General features: G+C 65.6%; 19 protein-coding genes. 13 read left to right on the top strand and 6 right to left on the bottom strand.

The features are described from left to right. A complete protein-coding gene (locus tag A9975_RS34600; RefSeq protein WP_183036662.1) occupies positions 1-900 on the top strand; it encodes a hypothetical protein in 900 nt (299 codons plus the stop codon). A gap of 484 nt (positions 901-1,384) precedes the next feature. On the opposite strand, the gene A9975_RS34595 is transcribed toward A9975_RS34600, so the two are convergent. Both A9975_RS34595 and A9975_RS34590 read right to left on the bottom strand, forming a co-directional pair. Continuing rightward, positions 1,385-2,536 (bottom strand): class I SAM-dependent methyltransferase, encoded by a 1,152-nt coding sequence (locus A9975_RS34595; RefSeq protein WP_183036661.1) that lies wholly within the window; start codon positions 2,534-2,536, stop codon positions 1,385-1,387. A gap of 212 nt (positions 2,537-2,748) precedes the next feature. Continuing rightward, a complete protein-coding gene (locus A9975_RS34590) occupies positions 2,749-3,690 on the bottom strand; it encodes a CysB family HTH-type transcriptional regulator (protein ID WP_183036660.1) in 942 nt (313 codons plus the stop codon). Between the two features lie 156 nt (positions 3,691-3,846). Here A9975_RS34590 and A9975_RS34585 point away from each other — a divergent pair, with 156 nt between their 5' ends. The 7 genes from A9975_RS34585 to cobA all read left to right on the top strand — a co-directional run bounded on the left by A9975_RS34585 (position 3,847) and on the right by cobA (position 10,950). Further along, complete coding sequence (locus A9975_RS34585) at positions 3,847-4,620, top strand: sulfite exporter TauE/SafE family protein (RefSeq protein WP_183036659.1); 774 nt, start codon at positions 3,847-3,849, stop codon at positions 4,618-4,620. 29 nt (positions 4,621-4,649) lie between these two features. Further along, positions 4,650-6,329 carry a nitrite/sulfite reductase gene (locus A9975_RS34580; protein ID WP_183036658.1) on the top strand — a complete coding sequence of 560 codons (1,680 nt, stop codon included), beginning with the start codon at positions 4,650-4,652 and terminating at the stop codon, positions 6,327-6,329. 17 nt (positions 6,330-6,346) lie between these two features. Beyond that, the gene (locus tag A9975_RS34575) at positions 6,347-6,928 is read left to right on the top strand and encodes a DUF934 domain-containing protein (RefSeq protein WP_183036657.1); all 582 of its coding nucleotides are present in this window, start codon (positions 6,347-6,349) and stop codon (positions 6,926-6,928) included. After that, positions 6,925-7,713 (top strand): phosphoadenylyl-sulfate reductase, encoded by a 789-nt coding sequence (locus tag A9975_RS34570; protein ID WP_183036656.1) that lies wholly within the window; start codon positions 6,925-6,927, stop codon positions 7,711-7,713. The genes A9975_RS34575 and A9975_RS34570 overlap by 4 nt, the downstream gene beginning before the upstream one ends. An 11-nt stretch (positions 7,714-7,724) precedes the next feature. Continuing rightward, positions 7,725-8,687: a sulfate adenylyltransferase subunit CysD gene (gene cysD / locus A9975_RS34565; protein WP_174427934.1), complete on the top strand. Its 963-nt coding sequence runs from the start codon at positions 7,725-7,727 to the stop codon at positions 8,685-8,687. Between the two features lie 140 nt (positions 8,688-8,827). After that, on the top strand, positions 8,828-10,132 hold the full coding sequence (locus A9975_RS34560; protein WP_043348915.1) for a sulfate adenylyltransferase subunit 1: 1,305 nt from the start codon (positions 8,828-8,830) through the stop codon (positions 10,130-10,132). 47 nt (positions 10,133-10,179) lie between these two features. Continuing rightward, positions 10,180-10,950, top strand: coding sequence for a uroporphyrinogen-III C-methyltransferase (gene cobA, locus A9975_RS34555; RefSeq protein ID WP_183036655.1), 771 nt, complete (start codon positions 10,180-10,182; stop codon positions 10,948-10,950). Positions 10,951-11,258: 308 nt separating this feature from the next. Here cobA and A9975_RS34550 read toward each other — a convergent pair whose 3' ends face one another. Genes A9975_RS34550 through lptF form a run of 3 tightly spaced genes read right to left on the bottom strand, consistent with a single transcriptional unit; the run spans position 11,259 to position 13,977 of the window. After that, a complete protein-coding gene (locus A9975_RS34550; RefSeq protein WP_183036654.1) occupies positions 11,259-11,663 on the bottom strand; it encodes a sirohydrochlorin chelatase in 405 nt (134 codons plus the stop codon). 38 nt (positions 11,664-11,701) lie between these two features. Beyond that, complete coding sequence (lptG, locus tag A9975_RS34545) at positions 11,702-12,856, bottom strand: LPS export ABC transporter permease LptG (RefSeq protein ID WP_183036653.1); 1,155 nt, start codon at positions 12,854-12,856, stop codon at positions 11,702-11,704. Next, on the bottom strand, positions 12,853-13,977 hold the full coding sequence (gene lptF, locus A9975_RS34540; RefSeq protein ID WP_183036652.1) for an LPS export ABC transporter permease LptF: 1,125 nt from the start codon (positions 13,975-13,977) through the stop codon (positions 12,853-12,855). The genes lptG and lptF overlap by 4 nt, the downstream gene beginning before the upstream one ends. Positions 13,978-14,116: 139 nt before the next feature. Here lptF and A9975_RS34535 point away from each other — a divergent pair, with 139 nt between their 5' ends. From A9975_RS34535 to A9975_RS34525, 3 genes are all read left to right on the top strand, one after another. After that, on the top strand, positions 14,117-15,679 hold the full coding sequence (locus A9975_RS34535; protein WP_183036651.1) for a leucyl aminopeptidase: 1,563 nt from the start codon (positions 14,117-14,119) through the stop codon (positions 15,677-15,679). Between the two features lie 105 nt (positions 15,680-15,784). Next, on the top strand, positions 15,785-16,255 hold the full coding sequence (locus A9975_RS34530) for a DNA polymerase III subunit chi (protein ID WP_183036650.1): 471 nt from the start codon (positions 15,785-15,787) through the stop codon (positions 16,253-16,255). Further along, a complete protein-coding gene (locus A9975_RS34525; protein WP_183036649.1) occupies positions 16,252-16,845 on the top strand; it encodes a hypothetical protein in 594 nt (197 codons plus the stop codon). Before A9975_RS34530 ends, A9975_RS34525 begins: the two co-directional genes overlap by 4 nt. Positions 16,846-17,042: 197 nt before the next feature. On the opposite strand, the gene ilvD is transcribed toward A9975_RS34525, so the two are convergent. Further along, positions 17,043-18,716 carry a dihydroxy-acid dehydratase gene (gene ilvD / locus A9975_RS34520; RefSeq protein WP_183036648.1) on the bottom strand — a complete coding sequence of 558 codons (1,674 nt, stop codon included), beginning with the start codon at positions 18,714-18,716 and terminating at the stop codon, positions 17,043-17,045. A gap of 164 nt (positions 18,717-18,880) precedes the next feature. Between ilvD and A9975_RS34515 the strand changes: the two genes are divergently transcribed. Next, positions 18,881-19,912: a LysR family transcriptional regulator gene (locus A9975_RS34515; RefSeq protein ID WP_183036647.1), complete on the top strand. Its 1,032-nt coding sequence runs from the start codon at positions 18,881-18,883 to the stop codon at positions 19,910-19,912. A 72-nt stretch (positions 19,913-19,984) separates the two neighbouring features. Then, positions 19,985-20,797, top strand: a complete 813-nt coding sequence (lgt, locus tag A9975_RS34510; protein WP_183036646.1) for a prolipoprotein diacylglyceryl transferase — start codon at positions 19,985-19,987, stop codon at positions 20,795-20,797. Positions 20,798-20,824: the final 27 nt, after the last annotated feature.

Genomic DNA, 20,824 nt, shown 5'->3' with positions numbered 1-20,824 from the left:
ATGCGCGATTTTTCCTGCCTGTCCTGGTCCCCTGAACTGGCTGATATGGAGACGGGAATGATCGCCGCCAAGGTTGCGAAGCGAGTCATGCTGCGTGCAGACGGCGGTCTTTATGGCATCGTGAGTGCCGGCGTGATGGGGGTTGCCTATCCCACCGAGCCGGTGACGCTGCGTTTGGACCGCGTGGCGAGCATGGACATCGGTGACCCGGCCCAGGTCATTGAACATGACATGACGGGTGTGGCCGGCATGGTTTCGCATGACATTCACTTTCACGATGGCAGCCGTGCCCAATACGCCGTCAATGCGCATGGGAAAATCGTGGCGTTCGAAGCAAAATGGATCGCGCTGGAGATCAGCGCAGACAACCACGTAAAGCTGGTATCGACACCTGTGCAATCCTGGGCGGCCAAGCTGCGCGCACGTCTCGATGAACGCAAGACCTTGCGCCTTGCTTTGCTTGCCGGGAGCATGCTGGCGCTCGGCCTGCTGCTAGGCTGGTTTCTGCCGGCGTGGCTGGCTGTGTCGAAGCCCTTTGCCTTGGGGTGCCTGCTAATCATCGGGTTGGCGTTGGGCGCGGCAGGATTCGCCTGGCGCATTCCTCGCAGCCTGCCTGTTGCACTTGGCGTCTTCAACGCCATTGCATTGCCCCTCGTGTGGGTGCTATTTCAGCTAAGGCCGCTAGCCCCTGGGTTACCGAGCCCAACGATTCACCGCGATGCGGCGGTCTTGTTTTCCTTGGAATTCGTCTTGCTGGCGGGTCTGATACTGACGATTCTGCACTACCGTAGACATGCCCCTGCGACCGTTCATGTTGTGCATCGGATCGACGGCAGGTATCTAGTCGAACAAGCGTCATCCTGTGTACTTGGCATCAGGTTGAATGGCGAAACATTTTGAGGCGCGCATGATAGTGCCGGTCGATTTATGCGCCTCAGAGACTTCTTTAGGCGAGCGCGCCGGGTATCAGCGAGGTGATAAGGGGATGATCTACATCTACGCGCAACTCTAGGGCGCAATGGAAGACTTGATGCTTTCGGAGCGACCATCCATCCGATACCCCCTGCCGGGGGAAAGGTGCGTGCTTGTCCAGCAGGCTGCGAAGGCGATACCGGCTTCACGCGTCCGATGTGGGGAGAGGGACGGCTGGGTGACGGAGATCGATGCCTTTGATCCGCCTATCGCGTTTTGAGTGCGCGCGTCGTGTGGAGGGGCCGGGGAGGGGCCTTCGCAGGTTGGATGGGTGTCGCTCTTGCGGGCTCCCGCCCTCTCCCCCGCCCCTCTCCCGCAGGGCGGGAGAGGGGAGACAACAGAGCGCAACATTAAAGGCTCTGGTTGTCTTCAGACCAAGGCGACGAGCGTCGCCCGGTTTATCAGCCGCAGCTTACTTGATACCCAAGCGCCACAACGAAGTCACCTCTGCCGCACGCGCAGCGTGCAGCGGGTCGGTCATGTCCGCTGCCTTCGGGTGGTTGGGCTTGACCTCCAGCCGCCCCAGCACCTTCAGCCCGGCTGCATCGATCCAGCCCAGCAACTGGTCCCGCGTGCGCAGGCCCAGGTGTTCGGCCAGGTCCGACAGCAGCAGCCAGCCTTCGCCCTTGGGTTCCAGGTGATCGGCCAGCCCGGCGATAAAGCCCTTCAGCATCTGGCAGTCCGGGTCATACACGGCGCGTTCAATCGGCGAGTTGGGGCGTGCCGGCACCCACGGCGGGTTGCACACCACCAGCGGGGCGCGGCCTTCGGGGAAGAGGTCGGCTTCCACCACTTCGACCTGGGCGGCGGCCTTCAGGCGGTGGATGTTGTCGCTGGCGCAGGCGAGTGCGCGCGGGTCCATGTCGGTGGCGATCACGCGTTTGACGCCGCGCTGGGCTAGCAGGGCGGCCAGCACGCCGGTGCCGGTGCCGATGTCGAAGGCGAGGTTGAGGGCGCCGGCGGGTAGCTGGGCCTTGGCGACCAGGTCGATGTATTCGCCGCGTACGGGGGAGAACACGCCGTAGTAGGGGTGGATGCGTTCGGCCAGGGCGGGGATTTCCACGCCTTTTTTACGCCACTCGTGGGCGCCGATCAGGCCGAGGAGTTCGCGCATGGATGCCACGTAGGGGGCGTCGACCTCGCCGTAGGCTTCGAGGCAGGCTTCGCGCACATCGGGGGAGCGGCGCAGGGGCACGAGGTGGTCGGCGTCAAAGGGCAGCAGCAGCATGGAGAGCGTGCGGGCGCGCTGGGACTGGGCCTGGCGGTGCAGGTGGAAGGCTTCGGTGGGGGTGGGCTTGGCCTTGGGCACCTTGGATGCCTTGGCGGCTTTCTTGGGCTTGTCGGCGCGGCGGGCCAGCGCTTGCAGCAGTTGGCGGGCGTTTTGGAAGTCGCCGCGCCAGAGCATGGCGGTGCCTTCGCAGGCGAGGCGGTAGGCGGTGTCGCCGGTGGTGGTGTCGTCAGCGATGACGACGCGCTTGGGCGGGGGCGTGCCGGCTTCGGATTGCCAGTTTGCGCTGCGTTCTTCGCCGTTTTCGGTCCAGTGGATGGTAGCTTGCTCTGTCATAGGGTCTTTCTGGCTGCCTGGGGCGGCCAATGGGTTGTGCTGCGTTGTGCTGATAAGTCTGGCCAACCGGGGTTGGCCATTCAAGGTGATCCGTCCCCGCGTTGCGCCGGTGGCATATCCGGGGCGCCGTGGCGGGGCTGGCATGGCGCGGCTGGTGGCTGTCTCTCTGTCTCTATATGGTCAGCCGCGCAGGATTGGGTAGGGGTGATGCGTCAGAGTTCGTAGGCTTCGTGGTCGCCCGACATGGCTTGTTCTACCAGCTTGCGGTTGAGCGTTGGGGAGAACAGCTCAATAAAGGTATACACAAAGCTGCGCAGGTAGGCGCCTTGCTTCACCGCCAGGTGCGTCACATTGGTGCCGAACAGGTGCCCGGCGGGGATGCCGCGCAGGTTGCGGTCGCGCTCGGCGTCAAAGGCGACGCCGGCGACGATGCCCACGCCCAGGCCGATTTCCACATAGGTCTTGATGACGTCGGCGTCGATGGCTTCCAGGATGATGTCGGGCTTGAGGTGGCGCAGCTCGAAGGCTTTGTCGATCTTGGGGCGGCCGGCGAAGTTGGGGTCGTAAGTGATGAGTGGGTAACCCATCAGGTCTTCCAGCGCCAGGTGCTTCTTTTCTAGCAGGGGGTGGTCGGGGGGCATGACGACCACGTGCTGCCATTGGTAGCCGGGCAGGGAGATGAGGTTTTTGTCGGCCGAGATGCCTTCGGTGGCGATCCCGATGTCGGCGTGGTCGTGCAGCACCATGTCGGCGATCTGGGCGGGGTTGCCCTGTTGTATGGATAGGCGCACCTTGGGGTAGCGCTTGGTAAACTCCGCGATCACCCGGGGCAGGGCGTAGCGCGCCTGCGTGTGGGTGGTGGCGATGGTGAAGTTGCCCTGGTCCTGGGCGGCGTAGTCCTTGCCTACGCGTTTCAGGCTTTCCACTTCTTGCAGGATCTTTTCTACCGACTCCAGGATGCGGCGGCCGGGCTCCGTCAGGCTGCGGATGCGCTTGCCGTGGCGCGTAAAGATGTCCACGCCGAGCTCTTCTTCCAGCTCGATGATGGCCTTGGAGACACCGGGTTGTGACGTGTAGAGCGCTTTAGCGGCTTCAGTCAGGTTGTAGTTCTGACGTACGGCTTCGCGCACAAAGCGGAACTGATGCAGGTTCATATAACTGTGTTCGTATAAACAAACAACTTCTTATTAGTTTGAGATATGAGGGCAGTTTATTACGATTCTCGAACTTTGTTAATGAACGGTCGGAACCTCCGTGTGCTTGCCTCACTTTTAGGCAGCAACGGGCGCTTACCGGCCCGGTGAACCCCAATGTCTCTTGCCTATACCGTTTCCGGTCTGCTAGTAGGCGTCCTCGTCGGTCTGACCGGGGTAGGCGGGGGTTCGCTCATGACGCCGCTGCTGACGCTGCTGTTCGGCTTTTCGCCGGCCACGGCGGTTGGCACCGACCTGGCTTTTGCCGCCATCACCAAGGGTTTCGGCACGCTGGCGCACCGCGCCCACGGCCATGTGCAGTGGCAGGTGGTGCGCCGCCTGTGCATCGGCAGCCTGCCGGCCGCGGTGGTGGCCATCCTGGTGCTCAAGAGCGCCGGCGAGCTTAACGCGCAGTGGCTGCACGCCATCCGCATGACCATCGGCGTGTCGGTGATCCTGACGGTATTGTCGCTGTTGTTCCGCAGGCAGCTGCTGGCGTGGCTGTCCCGCAACCCCCAGTTCCAGCTTGAAGGCCGTGCCCAGACCATTGCCACCATCGTGGTGGGCGCCGTGATTGGCGTGCTGGTGACGGTGTCCTCGATCGGCGCCGGTGCGGTGGGCGCCACCTTGATCCTGCTGCTCTATCCCCGCATGAAGCCTGCCGAAGTGGCGGGCACCGATATCGCCTACGCCGTCCCGTTGACGGCGCTTGCGGGCCTGGGCCATGTGTGGCTGGGCACGGTGAACTGGACCCTTTTGCTGGCCTTGCTGGTGGGCTCGATCCCCGGCATCTGGCTGGGCGCGCAACTGTCGCGGGCGTTGCCCGAGCGGCTGGTGCGCGCCGCGCTGGCTACCACGCTGACGCTGGTGGCCATCAAGCTCGTCTCCTGAATTTAACGAATACTGAACGGACCCACACCATGTATCAGTACGACCAATACGACCAGCGCATCGTCAACGAACGCGTAGCCCAGTTCCGTGACCAGGTGCGCCGCCGCCTGTCCGACGAACTGTCCGAGGAAGAGTTCCTGCCGCTGCGCCTGCAAAACGGCCTGTACATGCAGCGCCATGCCTACATGCTGCGCGTGGCGATTCCGTACGGCTTGCTGTCGAGCAAGCAGATGCGCATGCTGGGCCATATCGCGCGCGAGTATGACCGCGGCTATGGCCACTTCTCCACCCGCCAGAACATCCAGTACAACTGGATGGAGCTGGAGCGCGTGCCCGACGTGCTGGCCGAACTGGCCAGCGTCGAGATGCACGGCATCCAGACCTCCGGCAACTGCGTGCGCAACATCACCACCGACCACTTCGCTGGCGTCGCGCCCGATGAGTCCGTGGACCCGCGCGTGCTGGCTGAGCTGCTGCGCCAGTGGAGCACGTTCCAGCCGGAATTTGCGTTCCTGCCGCGTAAGTTCAAGATCGCCATCTCCGCTTCGGCCGATGACCGCGCCGTGGTGCAGATGCACGATATCGGCATCTACGCTTACCGCAACGCCGAAGGCGAAACGCGCCTGCGCATCCTGGCCGGCGGCGGCCTGGGCCGCACCCCGATCCTGGGTTCGGTGATCAAGGACGACCTGCCTTGGCAGCATCTGCTGTCGTACGTGGAATCGGCCATTCGCGTGTACAACCGCTATGGACGCCGCGACAACAAGTACAAGGCGCGCATCAAGATCCTGGTGAAGGCTATCGGCGCGGAGAAGTTCGCGCAGGAAGTCGAGGAAGAATGGCAGCACAGCAAGGGTGGTCCCGCCACCATCACGCAGGCCGAGTTCGACCGCGTGGCGCAGTATTTCGCGCCCCCGGCCTACGACAAGCTGCCGGACACCGACGCTTCGTATGAAAAGCACCTGCTGGAAGACAAGGCCTTTGCCCGCTGGGTGAGCCGCAGCGTGCATGCGCACAAGGTGCCGGGCTACGCGGCGATCACGCTGTCGACCAAGCCCGGCCCGGCATCGCCCCCGGGAGATGCCACCGATGCGCAGATCGACCTGGTGGCTGACCTGGCCGACCGCTACGGCTACGGCGAGCTGCGCGTGGCGCACGAGCAGAACCTGGTGCTGCCGGACGTGAAGAAGCGCGACCTGTACGCGCTGTGGCAAGAGGCCAAGAAGGGCGGCCTGGCTACCGCCAACATCGGCCTGCTGACCGACATCATCGCCTGCCCGGGCGGCGATTTCTGCTCGCTGGCCAATGCCAAGTCGATCCCCATCGCGCTGGCCATCCAGGAGCGTTTCGACAACCTGGACTACGTGCACGACCTGGGCGAGATCTCGCTCAATATCTCGGGTTGCATCAACGCTTGCGGCCACCACCACGTTGGCAACATCGGCGTGCTGGGCGTGGATAAGGACGGCGAGGAGTGGTACCAGGTTACGCTGGGCGGCGCGCAAGGCAACCAGAGCGCCATCGGCAAGGTGATTGGCCCGTCGTTCAAGGCTGAGGAAATGCCGGACGTGGTGTCGCACATCATCGACACCTATGTGGCCAACCGCCATGAAGACGAACGCTTCATCGACGTGCTGGGCCGTATCGGCATCGCCCCGTTCAAGGAACGCGTCTACGCCGACAAACAACGCGAACGCGCCGAAGCCTGAGCACCGGAGATAACGACATGGCAAAGATTATTCAACTGCAACGCGGCGAAGGCGCCAACCCGGTTCCGGTCATCATCGATGACGCATGGACGGTGCTGCGCGGCGCCGAGGGCGCGGCCCTGACCGACGAACAGATCGTCGCCGCCGCGCAAGGCAAGGACGCTGTGCTGTTCCCGCTGACCGCATGGCTGGCACACAAGGACGGCGTGCTGGCTGGCCGCGCTGCCGACATCACCGGCATCTGGCTGGCGCCGGAAGACGAGCCGGCCGACGCGCAGGCCGCGTTTGCCAGCGTGGCCGTGGTGGCGGTGGATTTCCCCGTGTTCCGCGATGGCCGTGGTTTTTCCACCGCCTACCTGCTGCGCACCCGTTACAACTGGACCGGCCAGCTGCGCGCCATTGGCGACGTGCTGCGCGACCAGCTGAACTTCATGAAGCGCTGCGGCTTTGACGCCTTTGCGGTGCGCGCGGACAAGAACATCGATGACGCCATCAAGGGCTTCACCGAGTTCACCGTGGCCTACCAGGCGTCGGTGGATGAGCCGCTGCCGCTTTTCCGCCGCAACCGCGCCGAAGCGCTGGGCAAGGAAACGGCATGAGCGAGATTGCAATCGTCGAGGCTCCGGTCTCGTCACTGCGCCCCCCGGCGCTGTGGACCGCGCCGGAGTACACCGGCAGCGTGGCGGATCTGGAGGCCAAGGAGCGTGCGCTGGGCCTGCGCCTGGCGCAGATCGCCGGCCGCTTTTTCCGCGCCCGCTTTGCGTCCAGCCTGGCGGCCGAAGACATGGTGGTGACCGATGCCATCCTGCGCGGCACCGAGGCCGTGCGCGCCGGCATTCGCGTGTTCACGCTGCAAACCGGGCGCCTGCATGCCGAGACGCTGGCGGTGCTCGATGAGGTCAAGGCACATTACGGCTACGACATCGAGCGCTTCACGCCGGACCCCGAGGCGGTGGAGAACTACCTGAAGAACCACGGCCTGAATGCGTTCTACGACAGCGTGGACCTGCGCAAGAGCTGCTGCGGCATCCGCAAGGTGGAGCCGCTGAACCGCGCGCTGTCCCACGCGGACGCCTGGCTGACCGGCCAGCGCCGCGAGCAGGCGGTGACGCGCTCGGAGCTGCCGTTCGAGGAAATGGACGAGGCACGCGGCATTCCCAAGTTCAACCCGCTCGCCGACTGGAGCGAGTCCGAGGTGTGGGCTTACCTGAAGCGCCACAACGTGCCGGTCAACGCGCTGCATGCCAAGGGTTACCCCAGCATCGGCTGCGAGCCTTGTACGCGCGCCGTGCGCGCTGGCGAGGATGTACGCGCCGGGCGGTGGTGGTGGGAGAGCAAGGACTCGAAAGAGTGCGGGCTTCACGAACAGAACATCAAGCATTGAGGCCAGACGAAATGGGCATCATGAACGAACTGACCGGCGCGCCGGAAGTGGCGCACCTGCTGCAAGTGCAAAACGATCACCTCGACAAGCTCGAGGCGGAATCCATCTACATCATCCGCGAGGTGGTGGCGGAGTGCCGCAACCCGGCGCTGCTGTTCTCGGGCGGCAAGGACTCCATCGTCATGCTGCACCTGGCGCTCAAGGCCTTCCGCCTGGGCGATCGCAAGACCGAACTGCCGTTCCCGCTGGTGCATATCGACACCGGCCACAACTACCCGGAAGTGATCCGCTTCCGTGACCAGCGCGTGGCCGAGCTTGGCGCGCGCCTGGTGGTGGGCCATGTGGAAGATTCCATCAAGCGCGGCACCGTGCGCCTGCGCAAGGAAACCGACTCGCGCAATGCCGCGCAAGCCGTGACGCTGCTGGAAACCATCGAAGCCAACAAGTACGACGCGCTGATGGGCGGTGCCCGCCGCGACGAAGAAAAGGCGCGTGCCAAGGAACGCATCTTCTCCTTCCGCGACGAATTCGGCCAATGGGACCCGAAGGCCCAGCGCCCGGAACTGTGGAGCCTGTACAACGCCCGCATGGCGGCCGGCGAGCAGATGCGCGTGTTCCCGATCTCCAACTGGACCGAGCTGGACGTGTGGCAGTACATCGCCCGCGAAGCGCTTGAGCTGCCCCCGATCTACTACGCGCACCAGCGCGAAGTGGTGAAGAAGAACGGCTTGCTGGTGCCGGTCACGCCGATCACGCCGAAGCAGGACGGCGACGTCAGCGAAGTGATCTCGGTGCGTTTTCGCACCGTGGGCGACATCAGCTGCACCTGCCCGGTGGCCAGCGTTGCGGCCTCGCCGATCGAGATCATCGCCGAGACGGCCGTGACCGAGATCACCGAGCGCGGTGCGACGCGGATGGACGACCAGACCAGCGAAGCGTCCATGGAACGCCGCAAGAAAGAAGGCTACTTCTAACCCGGACGCATAGGCGGGCACATCGCGTCGTTGCGAGAGTGCTCGTGTACCAATGTACACGTCGCCCTCACGCGCCTAGCGCTGCCTCCCGCCTATGCGCCGGAGCGAGCGCTGCGAGAGGGAAGAAGAAAGGATTTGACATGAGCACCCAAGCACTACACCAAGGCCTGCTGCGTTTTATCACCGCCGGTTCGGTCGACGATGGCAAGAGCACCCTGATTGGCCGCCTGCTGTACGACAGCAAGGCTGTGCTGTCCGATCAGCTGACCGCGCTGACCAACGCCAAGAACAAGCGTACCGCCGGCGAGCAGATCGATTTCTCGCTGCTGACCGATGGCCTGGAAGCCGAGCGCGAGCAGGGCATCACTATCGACGTGGCCTACCGCTACTTCTCCACCGCGCGCCGCAAGTTCATCATTGCGGATACGCCGGGGCATGAGCAGTACACCCGCAACATGGTGACGGGCGCCTCTACCGCGCACGCCGCCATCGTGCTGGTCGACGCCACCCGCGTGACGGTGACCGACGGCCGCGCCGAGCTGCTGGCGCAGACCAAGCGCCATTCGGCCATCCTGAAGCTGCTGGAGCTGCAACACGTGATCGTGGCCATCAACAAGATGGACCTGGTGGAGTTCAGCGAGGAGCGCTTCAACCAGATCCGCGCGGCCTACACCGAGCTGGCCAGCCAGCTGGGTTTGAAGGATGTGCGCTACGTGCCGGTGTCGGCGCTGCGTGGCGACAATATCGTCAACGCCAGCCAGGCCATGCCGTGGTACCAGGGCGAGCCGCTGCTGCCGCTGCTGGAGGCCCTGCCGGTGGAAGAGCCCGCACCCGAAGGCGACGCCGCGCTGCGTTTCCCGGTGCAGCTGGTGATCCGCCAGGACGGCGCCCAGGCGGATGACTTCCGCGGCTATGCCGGCCGGGTCGAGGCAGGCACCGTGCGCGTGGGCCAGAAGCTGCGCGTGCTGCCGGCCAACCGCGATGCGCTGGTGGCGGAAGTGCTGACCCCCAACGGCGTGGCCGAATCGGCCAGCGTGGGCGAGACCGTGACGGTGCGCTTGTCGGAAGACGTGGATGTGTCACGCGGTGATATGTTCGTGGCTGCCGCCGCGGACAGCGTCTCAGCCAAGAAGCTGACCGCCGACCTGTGCTGGTTCGATGACGAATCGCTCAATCCGGCCCGAAAATATGTGCTCAAGCACACCACGGCCAGCGTGTTCGCGCGCGTGTCGTCGGTGGATCGCGTGCTGGACGTGCATACGCTGCTGCACGAGACCGACCGCCACGAAATCGGCCTGAACGATATCGGCTCGGTGCAGATCTCGCTGCAAAAGCCCATCGTCTGCGACAACTATGGCGACAACCCGGCGACCGGCGCGTTCGTGCTGATCGACGAAGCCACCAACCACACGGTGGCCGCTGGCATGATCCGTGCGTTCGCCTGAGGCGAGTGCATAGGCAAATCGATCCAGTGAGCGCGAAGGAGCATGGCATGGGCAAGGTCTATCTGATCGGCGCGGGTCCCGGCGCCGCTGACCTCATTACGGTGCGCGGTGCACGGCTTTTGGGCGAAGCGCAGGTGGTGCTGCACGATGCGCTGGTCTCGCCCGAGATGCTGGCATGGTGCCCGCAGGCGCAACTGATCGAGGTGGGCAAGCGCTGCGGCCAGCGCTCCACCGCGCAGTTGTTCATCAACCGCCAGATCGTGGACCAGGCCAGCAAGTTCGAGCGCGTGGTGCGCTTGAAGGGCGGGGATCCGATGCTGTTCGGCCGCGCCGACGAGGAGCTGCAGGCGCTGGAAGAAGCCGGCATCGAGTACGAGATCGTGCCGGGCATCACCGCCGCGCTGGCAGCGGCTTCGGCGATCCGCAAGCCGCTCACCAAGCGCGGCGTGTCGCGCAGCGTGGCGTTTGCGACGCAATCCAAGGCGGCCGACACGATCGACGTGGAGGCGGATGTCAAGGCCGATACGGTGGTGTATTACATGGGCCGCGACCAGGCGGCAGCCATCGCCGCGCAGTTGATCGCGCACGGCAAGCCGGCTTCCACGCCCGCCTGGGTGGTCGAGGCCGCTACCTCGGCGCACCAGCGCAGCCGCCAGTTCACGCTGCGCCAGATGGCGGCGGGCGAGGCGGCGGCCTGGATCAATCCGGTGCATCCCAGCCTGCTGATGATCGGCGAAGCGCTGGCCTCGCGGGCTAGCGAGGCGGTGCCGCAGGATGTGGATGGCGACGTTGCATACGCGGAAACTCGCGCGGCCTGAAGCACTGGGCGCGATGTAAAAAAGCCGGACAACGTAGCGTTGTCCGGCTTTTTCTTTGTGTGCTTGTTTGCTTGTGTGCTTTCGGGCTGCGCCGGTTTACTCCCCTCTCCCGCTTGCGGGAGAGGGGCTGGGGGAGAGGGCGGGCGCTCGTTACGCCGTCGTGCCGCCAAGAACCACGGGCTTCGCTTCGAGTGGCTCCTAGCTAAGCAACCCCTCTCCCCGGCCCTCTCCCCCTGAGGGGAGAGGGAGTGAAAGCCGGCGTCATGGTGCGCGGCTTTGGCCCGTTCTTCGGCTTCGTTCGATGTCTTTCAGGTGCGCTGTTCCGCGCCGCTGAGCGTCGCCACGCAATAGGCCGCAATCGCATCCAGCACGCTGTCATCCTCGCCGACCGCCGCCGCGCAGCGGATCGTCACACCCGGAAGCTTGCTCCGGCAATCATCCAGCAAGGCCGGCAGGTCCCGCCGCAGATGCCCGCCCTGGCCAAAGAACACCGGCACCACATTGATGTCGGTAACGCCGGCGGCGGCCAGCGCCGCCAGCGTATCCGGCAGCGAAGGCGTCATCAGCTCCAGGAAGGCCAGGCGCACCGCGCAATCCGGCAGTGCGGCTGTCAGCTTGGCATGTAGCCGGTCAAACGGCTCGCGCCAGCGCGCATCGCGCGCGCCATGGCCAAACAGCACCATGGCCTGGCGGGGAAGGGGCGTGGTATTCATCTTCGAGCCTTAATGTGTGCGTGCGTGCTGGCGGGCTCTTAATGCCGGTCCACCCAGCGCAATGCGCCAAGCGCCACCAGCAGGTACAGCGTGCCGGGGATCAGCGCCGAGACGATGGGCGGCCAGGTATGCAGCAGCCCCACGTGCGAGAACAGGGTGTTGGACAAGTGGAAGGACAGCCCCAGCATGATGCCGCCGAACACTTTCACGCCCACCGCGCCGGCCCGCGCGTGCAGGTAGGCGAAGGGCAGGGCCAGCGCCACCATCACGAACAGGGTCAGCGGGTAGATCACCTTCTTCCAGAAGGCGATCTCGTAGCGCTGGGTGTCTTGCTTGTTGTCGCGCAGGTGGCGGATATAGCGGAACAGGTCCACCGTGGACATCCGCTCCGGCTCCACCAGCAGCACCGACAGGATCTGCGGCGTCAGCTCGGAGCGCATGGCCATGGTGGGCACGCTTTGCTGCTCGCCGCGGAAGGCCGGTGCCAGGGCGTCCGCCTTGCCGGGCTCGCCCCTGGGCAGTTCCAGGAAGTGGGTCTCGGTCACGCCGGTGAGCTGCCAGGACTGGCCGCCCTCGTAGCGGCCTTCCTTGGCCACGCGGATCACGCTCAGGCGGTATTGGTCGTCGAACTCGTAAATGGTGACGCCGGTGATGCTCTGGTCGGGCCGCAGGCCGGCCACGTTGACGAAGCGCGTGACCTCATGGCCCTTGGCGCTATCGCGGTCGCGGTCCTTGACCCACACGCCGGAGCGAAAGCCCGCCGACACCGTGGCGCCCAGTGCTTCGAGCTTGACCTTCTGCGCGTACTGCTCGGCCTTGGGGCCGATGAATTCGCCGAAGATAAACGTGGCGATGGCCAGAGGAATCGCCAGCTTGAACAGCGAGAACAGCGCCTGGCGCGTATTCAGGCCGGCCACCCGGAAAATGGTGTACTCGGACTGGCTGGCCAGTTGCGAGAACACATAGATGGCGCTGATTAGCACGGCGATCGGCAGCACCTCATAGATGCGGGTGGGTGCCTGCAGGATGACGTGGAAGAACGCCACCAGCGAGGTGTAGCGGCCGGCCACGCTCTCCAGCTCGCTGAGCATGTCGAAGAAGACGAACAGCGCCAGCACCGCAAACAGGATAAAGGCGAAGACGCCGTAGATCAGCCGCGCGAAATAACGCTCGTAGACGCGCAATACCTTCATGCCTGGTTCCCCCGGGCGCCGCCCTTGCGGGGCAGGCCGAAGACCGCGCGCCAGCCACCCAGGCTGCGGTTCTGGCGGTAGCGGAACAGCATCACCGCGCCCAGCAGGGCGATCAGGTGGAACGGCCACCAGGCCAACGCGAACGGGATGGAGCCGGAGCGCACCCAGGCCTGCGAGAGATTGATCACGTTACTGTAGGTCAGGTAGATCAGCACCGCGAAGACCAGGGGCGTGTAGCGACCCAGGCGCGGGTTGACGTAGGCAAGCGGGATGGCGATCAGCACAAAGTTGAAGGCCAGCAGCGGCAGCGACAGGCGCCACAGCAACTCGCCCAGGTTCTCGTTGGTGCGGTTGCGCAGCAGGTCGATGGTGTCGCGGCTCTTGGTCGGCAGGTTGGCGTCCGACTCAGGTGGTTTGTTGTCCACCTTGACCGCGTACTGGTCGAACTCGACGATGCGGTAGTCGATCTTGCCGGGCGTGCCGGCATAGCGGCGGCCGTTTTCCATGACCACCATGCGGTCGCCGTTGGGCATGGTCTGGAACTGGCCCTGGTGGGCCAGCGCCACGCCGATCTTGTCGGCCTCGGCGTTGGCCACGAAGACGTTGCGCGCGTGCTTCATGTCGGCGTCGATGCCTTCGATGAACAGCACGTAATTGCCCTTGGCCGGCTCGATGAAGCGGCCGGCGGCAATCATGGACAGCACGCCGCGCTGCTCGAAGCGGTCGCGGAACAGCGCGCTTTGCTGGTTGGCCCACGGCCAGGCGAACATGCCCAGCAGCAGCGACATGATGATGAAGGGCGCGGCGAACTGCAGCACCGGCTTGACCAGGTCGCGCAGCGAGATGCCGGCCGAGAACCACACCACCATCTCCGAATCCTTGTACCAGCGCGTGAGCACGATCAGGGTGGAGATGAACAGGGTGGCGGACAGCAGGATCGACAGGTAGCCGATGGTGGCCAGGCCGATCAGCATCAGGACGTCATTGGGGCTGGCCTGGCCATTGGCGGCCATGCCGAGAATACGGATCACGAGCGAGGTCAGCATGAAGGTCAGCATGACCAGAAACACCGCGCCGGCGGTGTATGCGAGCTCGCGACGCAAGGCTTGTTGAAAGATCATGCGGAGTCGGTTCCGGGCTGCCGGCCGGCGCGGGCGATGTCGGTGCCGGGGGGCTTGCTAGCAAGCATAGCGGACCGCCGGCAGCAAATCGCGGATAATAGGAGCTTTCGTGGTGGACAAGCCCCTGGAAGGAAGCGCGATGGAATTTAGCACAAAAGCCTTGGATTGGAGCAAAGCAGGCCAAAATGGTTTCCTGGCAACCAAGACCGATTGTCTGGTCGTGGGCCTGTTTGAAGGACAGAGCCTGGCCGGTGTGGCCAAGGCGCTCGACGTGGCAACCAAGGGTTTGGTCTCCCGGCTCGTCAAGCTGGGCGATTTCGAGGGCAAGCGCGGTACCCAGCTGATGCTGCACGAAGTGGCCGGCGTGGGCGCTGCCCGCGTGCTGCTGGTGGGCTTCGGCAAGGAAGCCGAGTTCGGCGACAAGGCGTTCGCCGAGGCGGTGCGCACCGCGCTGCGTGCCTTGTCCGGCACGCGCGCGGCCAATGTGCTGTGGTGCCTGGCCCAGCAGCAGGCTCCGCAACAAGCCGGCAACGCCCGCGACCTGGCCTGGCGCCTGATCACCACCGTCACCCTGATCCGCGAGGCGGGCTACCGCCTGCTGGAGCGCCATCCGGGCCTCAAGCGCGCCAACGCCGGTGCCAAGGGCAACGGCAACGGTGCCGACAAGCCCACCGGCCTGCGCAAGGTGGTGCTTACCGTCGACGCGGCTGACGCCAAGGCGGCCGCCCAGGCCGTGGTGCGCGGCGCGGCCATCGCCAACGGCATGGAGCTGACCAAGGACCTGGGCAACCTGCCGTCCAACATCTGCACGCCGACCTACCTGGCCAATACGGCGCGCGGCATCGCCAAGCGCCACAAGCTCAAGGTGGAAGTGCTGGGCCGCAAGCAGCTTGAGGCCCTCAAGATGGGCGCCTTCCTGGCGGTCACCAAGGGCGCGGTGGAGCCGCCGCAGTTCATCGTGCTGCGCTACGATGGCGCCTCGGCCAAGCAGGCGCCGGTGGTGCTGGTGGGCAAGGGCATCACCTTCGATACCGGCGGCATCTCGCTCAAGCCCGGCGAGGGCATGGACGAGATGAAGTACGACATGTGCGGCGCCGCCTCGGTGCTGGGCACGCTGCAGGCAGTGGCCGAGATGGGCCTCAAGCTGAACGTGATCGCGGTGGTCCCCACCTGCGAGAACATGCCGTCCGGCAACGCCACCAAGCCCGGCGACGTGGTCACCAGCATGTCCGGCCAGACCATCGAGATCCTCAACACCGACGCCGAAGGCCGCCTGGTCCTGTGCGACGCGCTGACCTATGTGGAGCGCTTCAAGCCGGCCGCCGTGGTGGATGTGGCAACCCTGACCGGCGCCTGCATCATCGCGCTGGGCCACGTCAACAGCGGCCTGTACGCGCGCAACGATGGCCTCGCGGAGCAATTGCTGCAAGCCGGCCGCAAGGCCATGGACACCGCCTGGCGCATGCCGCTGGACGATGACTACCAGGACCAGCTCAAGTCCAACTTCGCGGATATGGCCAATATCGGTGGCCGCCCGGCTGGCAGCGTGACCGCCGCCTGCTTCCTGGCGCGCTATACCGAGAAGTACGACTGGGCCCACCTGGACATCGCCGGCACGGCCTGGAAGAGCGGTGCCGCCAAGGGCGCCACCGGCCGCCCGGTGCCCCTGCTGGCGCAGTTCCTGATGGACCGCGCTGGCTGAAGCTGGATGGTTAAGCTTGATGCTTGACCGCAGGGACGGGCCGGCGCCGGCATCTGCGCGGGTCCGTCCCTGTTTAGCTTCATTCTCACAGGATTGCTTTCAACCATGACGCGTATCGATTTCCACAGCAACGTGCCCGACAAGCTCGGCTACGCTTGCCGGCTGATCCGCAAGGCGTACGGCGCCGGCCAGAAACTGGTGGTGCATGGCGCGCCGGAGCAGCTGGCGCAGCTCGATGCGCGCTTGTGGACATTCTCCGCGCTGGATTTCCTGCCGCATTGCGGCGTGGACAGCCCGAACGCCGAGGTGACGCCGATCGTGCTGGCGGCCGCGCTGGACCAGGCCCCGCACCATCAGTTGCTGATCAACCTTGGCGCCGAGCCGCCGGCGCAGTTCGCCAGCTTCGAGCGCATGATCGAGGTGGTCGGCAGCGACGCCGGCGACCGTGCCGCCGGGCGCGAGCGCTTTCGCCTGTACCGCGAGCGCGGCTATCCGCTGGCGCACCACGATATCGCCCAGGCCGGCCAGGGCGCACAGGGCGCACAGAGCGTACAAGCCAAGGGGGATGCCGCATGACCGAACGCACCACCTCGCGCGTGATCCCGCGCATCGGGCCCAACGACAGCATTCCACTGCTGACGGAAGTGATCGACCTGCCCACCGAAGGCGCCAGGCAACCGGCGCCGGACGCGACGCCGGCGGGGGCCGCGCAAGCGGTCGCGTGGTCGGATTCCGGCGCTGGCGGCTCGGGCCATGCCCAGCCCGTGCATGACATGACCTGGCCTGGCCCGGTCACCCATGTCGTCATGCCCCGTGAGACCGGCGACGGCATTCCCGCGCCGGAGATCCCGGCGCTGCACCAGCCAACCCCGTCGACCCAGGATGGCGCCTACTCGGTCTCGCACGTCACGCACCACGCCAGCCCGCCGCCCAGCCCGGACGAACTGCGCGCCGTGCGCAGCGAGCTGCTGACCCGCGTGATGATGCGGTTTCGCACCGAATGGCCGCAGGTGGTGGAGGCCCATACCGAAGCCACGCTGCAATCGCGCCTGGCCCCGCTGACCGCGCAACTGGCGGCGGAACTGACGCAGGCGATGGAGGCCCGGCTGGTGGAATGGCTGGACGCTACGCTGGAAGAAATCGAGCGGGATCCAGGCGGCATGTGAAGGTCCCGGGCACCGAACGAAGCCGGCGAACAGGCCAAAGCCGCCGGCGATGACGACGGCGGTCTCTCCCTCTCCCCCGGCCCCTCTCCCGCAGGCGGGAGAGGGGAGCAACCAAGCGGGAGGTTGAGTCTGCTGCCATAAAAAAAGCCCGCGATCGCTCGCGGGCTTTTGTCCTTCTGGGGATGAAGCACTCAGCCTCAGTCCGTCACAGCGCCCTTGCTGGCGGTCGAGGCCAGCTTGGCGAACTTGGCCAGCACGCCACGGGTGTAGCGCGGTGCCGGCTGCTTCCAGGCGGCGCGGCGCTTGGCCAGCTCTTCTTCGCTCACGTTGAGTTCCAGCAGCAGCTTGTGCGCGTCGATGGTGACCGAGTCGCCTTCCTGCACCAGCGCGATGTTGCCGCCCACGTGCGCTTCCGGCGCGACGTGGCCGACCACCATGCCCCAGGTGCCGCCCGAGAAGCGGCCGTCGGTGATGAAGCCGACCGATTCGCCCAGGCCCTTGCCGATGATGGCCGAGGTGGGGGCCAGCATTTCAGGCATGCCGGGGCCGCCCTTGGGGCCCAGGTAGCGCAGCACCAGGATGTCGCCGGCGTTGATCTTGTCGGCCAGGATGGCGTCCATGGCGCTTTGCTCGTCCTCGAACACGCGGGCCGGGCCGGTGATGACCGGGTTCTTCAGGCCGGTGATCTTGGCGACGGCGCCTTCCTGCGCCAGGTTGCCCTTCAGGATGGCCAGGTGGCCTTCCCTGTAGAGCGCCTTTTCGATCGGCATGATCACGTCCTGGTCGGCGCGCGGGGTGTCCGGCACGTTTTCCAGTTCCTCGGCCAGGGTGCGGCCGGTGATGGTCAGGCAGTCGCCGTGCATCAGGCCTGCCTTGAGCAGGATCTTCATGACCTGGGGAATGCCGCCCGCGCGGTGCAGGTCGGTTGCCACGTACTGGCCCGACGGCTTCAGGTTGCAGATCACCGGCACCTTGCGGCGGATGCGCTCGAAGTCGTCGATGCTCCATTCCACTTCGGCCGAGTGGGCGATCGCCAGGTAGTGCAGCACGGCGTTGGTGGAGCCGCCGGTGGCCATGATCAGCGCAACGGCGTTCTCGATGGACTTGCGCGTGATGATGTCGCGCGGCTTGATGTCCTTCTTGATGGCCTCGACCAGCACGCGTGCCGATTCGGCGGCGCTGTCGACCTTTTCCTGGTCCGGGTTGGCCATGGTCGACGAGTACAGCAGCGACATGCCCAGCGCCTCGAACGAGGAGCTCATGGTGTTGGCGGTGTACATGCCACCGCACGAGCCCGACGACGGGCAGGCGTTCTTCTCGACACCCTCGAAGTCTTCCTGGCTCAGGCGGCCGGCGGTGAATTCGCCCACGGCCTCGAACGACGACACGATGGTCAGGTCCTTGCCCTTCCAGTTGCCCGGCTTGATGGTGCCGCCGTACACATAGATGCCCGGCACGTTGGTGCGCGCCAGCGCGATCATGCCGCCCGGCATGTTCTTGTCGCAGCCGCCGATCACGACCACACCGTCCATCCACTGGCCCTGGGTCGCGGTCTCGATACAGTCGGCGATGACTTCGCGGGAGATCAGCGAGTACTTCATGCCTTCGGTGCCCATCGACATGCCGTCCGAGATGGTCGGGGTGCCGAAGATCTGCGGATTGGCGTCGGAGGCCTTGATGGCCGCCACGGCGGCGTCAGCCAGGCGCTGCAGGCCGGAGTTGCACGGCGTGATGGTGGAGTGGCCGTTGGCGATGCCCACCATCGGCTTGTCGAAGTCTTCCTTCTTGTAGCCCAGCGCGTAGTACATCGAGCGGTTGGGGGAGCGCGCCACGCCTTGCGTGATGTGCTGCGAGCGTTTGTTGTATGCCATGGGAATCTCCGGGGGAAGTGTGCCGGCCTGCGCGGGGCGCCTCAGGGTTCCGAGGACCGGGCAAGCTCTTGCCATGTTGTGGACGAGAGCATGCCGCTTGCCTTTTATCGTGTCAAATATATTATTCAACCTTTATTGAGTCGAAAAACATATCAGGAGCGCCTTTGGACCTGCGCCAGTTGCGTTACTTCGTTACCGTGGCGGAGGAGTTACATTTCGGCCGCGCCGCGCGGCGGCTCACCATGACGCAGCCGCCGCTGTCCCAGCAGATCCAGGCGCTGGAGGAGGAGATTGGCGTGCAGCTGTTCGCCCGCACGCGGCGCTCGGTGGCGCTCACCCCTGCCGGCCAGCAATGGCTGCCCGAGGTGCGCCGCGTGCTGGCCGATGCGGCCGCGCTGCCGGGCCTGGCCCAGCGGCTGGCGCGCGGGGAGGCCGGCACGTTGTCGCTGGCCTTTGTCAGCACGGCCGACTACGGCATCCTGCCCGACCTGCTGCGGCGCTTCCGGGCGCGGCACCCCAATGTGCAGCTGCAACTGCGCGAGGCCACCAGCGATATCCAGCTGGAGGCCCTGATGGACGGCGGCATCGACGCCGGGCTGGTGATCCGCCCGCAGTTGCCGGCCATGCCGCATGGCGTGGCCTACCTGCCGCTGGTGCGCGAGCCGCTGGTGCTGGCCGTGCCGCAAGGCTGGCGCCCGGATGGCTCGGCGGCGGCGGAGGGCGCGCAGTCCGGCGTTTCCCTGAAAGATGCGGCGCGCGAGCCGCTTATCATCTTTCCCCGGCGAAGCGCGCCGGCGTTTTATGACATCATTACGGGCTGTTATGCGCGCGAAGGCCTCACGCCGGTGATCGCCCAGGAGGCCATCCAGATGCAGACGATCGTCAGCCTGGTGTCCGCCGGCATGGGGGTGGCGCTGGTGCCGGCCTCGCTTTGCAACCTTCGCCGCACCGGTGTGTCCTACCTGCCGTTGCGCGACGCCGGGCCCGATATCGAGACCGGGCTGGTGTGGCGGGAGGCGGGGGCCGACGGCGTGAGCCCCGTGCTGAGATCGTTTATCGAGATCGCCGGCGCGCTGGCCGCTGCCATGACACTGACGCAAAACGCTGGCATAACACCGGGCACGGAGCCGGGCACGGCGGCGGGCGCAGAGCTTGGCACTGCCGCTGCGGCAACGCACCCGACGGACGCAGCCTGAACCCTGATATCGCGCCGGACGCCAGTTTGCCCGTGCGCGATCTCTCTACCTACAACCCTAACCACGGCACACATGCTGATTCATCCCCAATTCGACCCGGTTGCGATTCATCTCGGCCCGCTCGCCATCCGCTGGTACGGGCTGATGTACCTCGCCGGGTTCATCATGTTCCTGTGGTTCGGGCGCCTGCGCATCCGCCAGCCGCATATCGCGGCCCAGGGCTGGACGGTCAAGGACCTGGACGACATGCTGTTCTTCGGCGTGCTGGGCGTGATCCTGGGCGGGCGGCTGGGCTACGTGTTCTTCTACAAGGCCGATTACTACCTGAGCCATCCGCTGGAGATCTTCAAGGTGTGGGAGGGCGGCATGGCCTTCCACGGCGGTTTTCTGGGCGTGATCGTGGCGATGTGGCTGTTCGCCAAGCTGCGCGGGCGGCACTGGATGGAGGTCACCGACTTCATCGCGCCGATGATCCCCTGCGGGCTGGCGGCCGGGCGCATCGGCAACTTCATCAACGGCGAGCTGTGGGGCCGTCCCACCGACCTGCCATGGGGCATGATCTTCCCGCAGGCGGGCGACAACATTCCCCGCCATCCTTCGCAGCTTTATCAATTTGCCGGCGAAGGCGTGGCGCTGTTCATCATCCTGTGGCTGTTCGCCAGGAAGCCGCGCCCCATGGGCGCGGTCTCGGGCGTGTTCCTGATCGGCTACGGCGGGTTCCGTTTCCTCGCCGAGTTCGCGCGCGAGCCGGATAACTTCCTGGGCCTGCTGGCGCTGAACTTCTCGATGGGCCAGTGGCTGAGCCTGCCGATGATCCTGGCCGGCATTGCCTTGGTGGTCTGGGCGAACCGTCACGGGCAGGCGGCGCGGGCCCCGGTCCGTTGAAGCTGGCGCGGATGACCCCGCAGTTGA

It is taken from the genome of Cupriavidus sp. UME77 (assembly GCF_014170355.1).
Classification (GTDB): domain Bacteria; phylum Pseudomonadota; class Gammaproteobacteria; order Burkholderiales; family Burkholderiaceae; genus Cupriavidus; species Cupriavidus basilensis.
The sequence above is the reverse complement of the archived record's forward strand: the minus strand, read 5'-3'. Positions and strand labels throughout refer to the sequence as shown.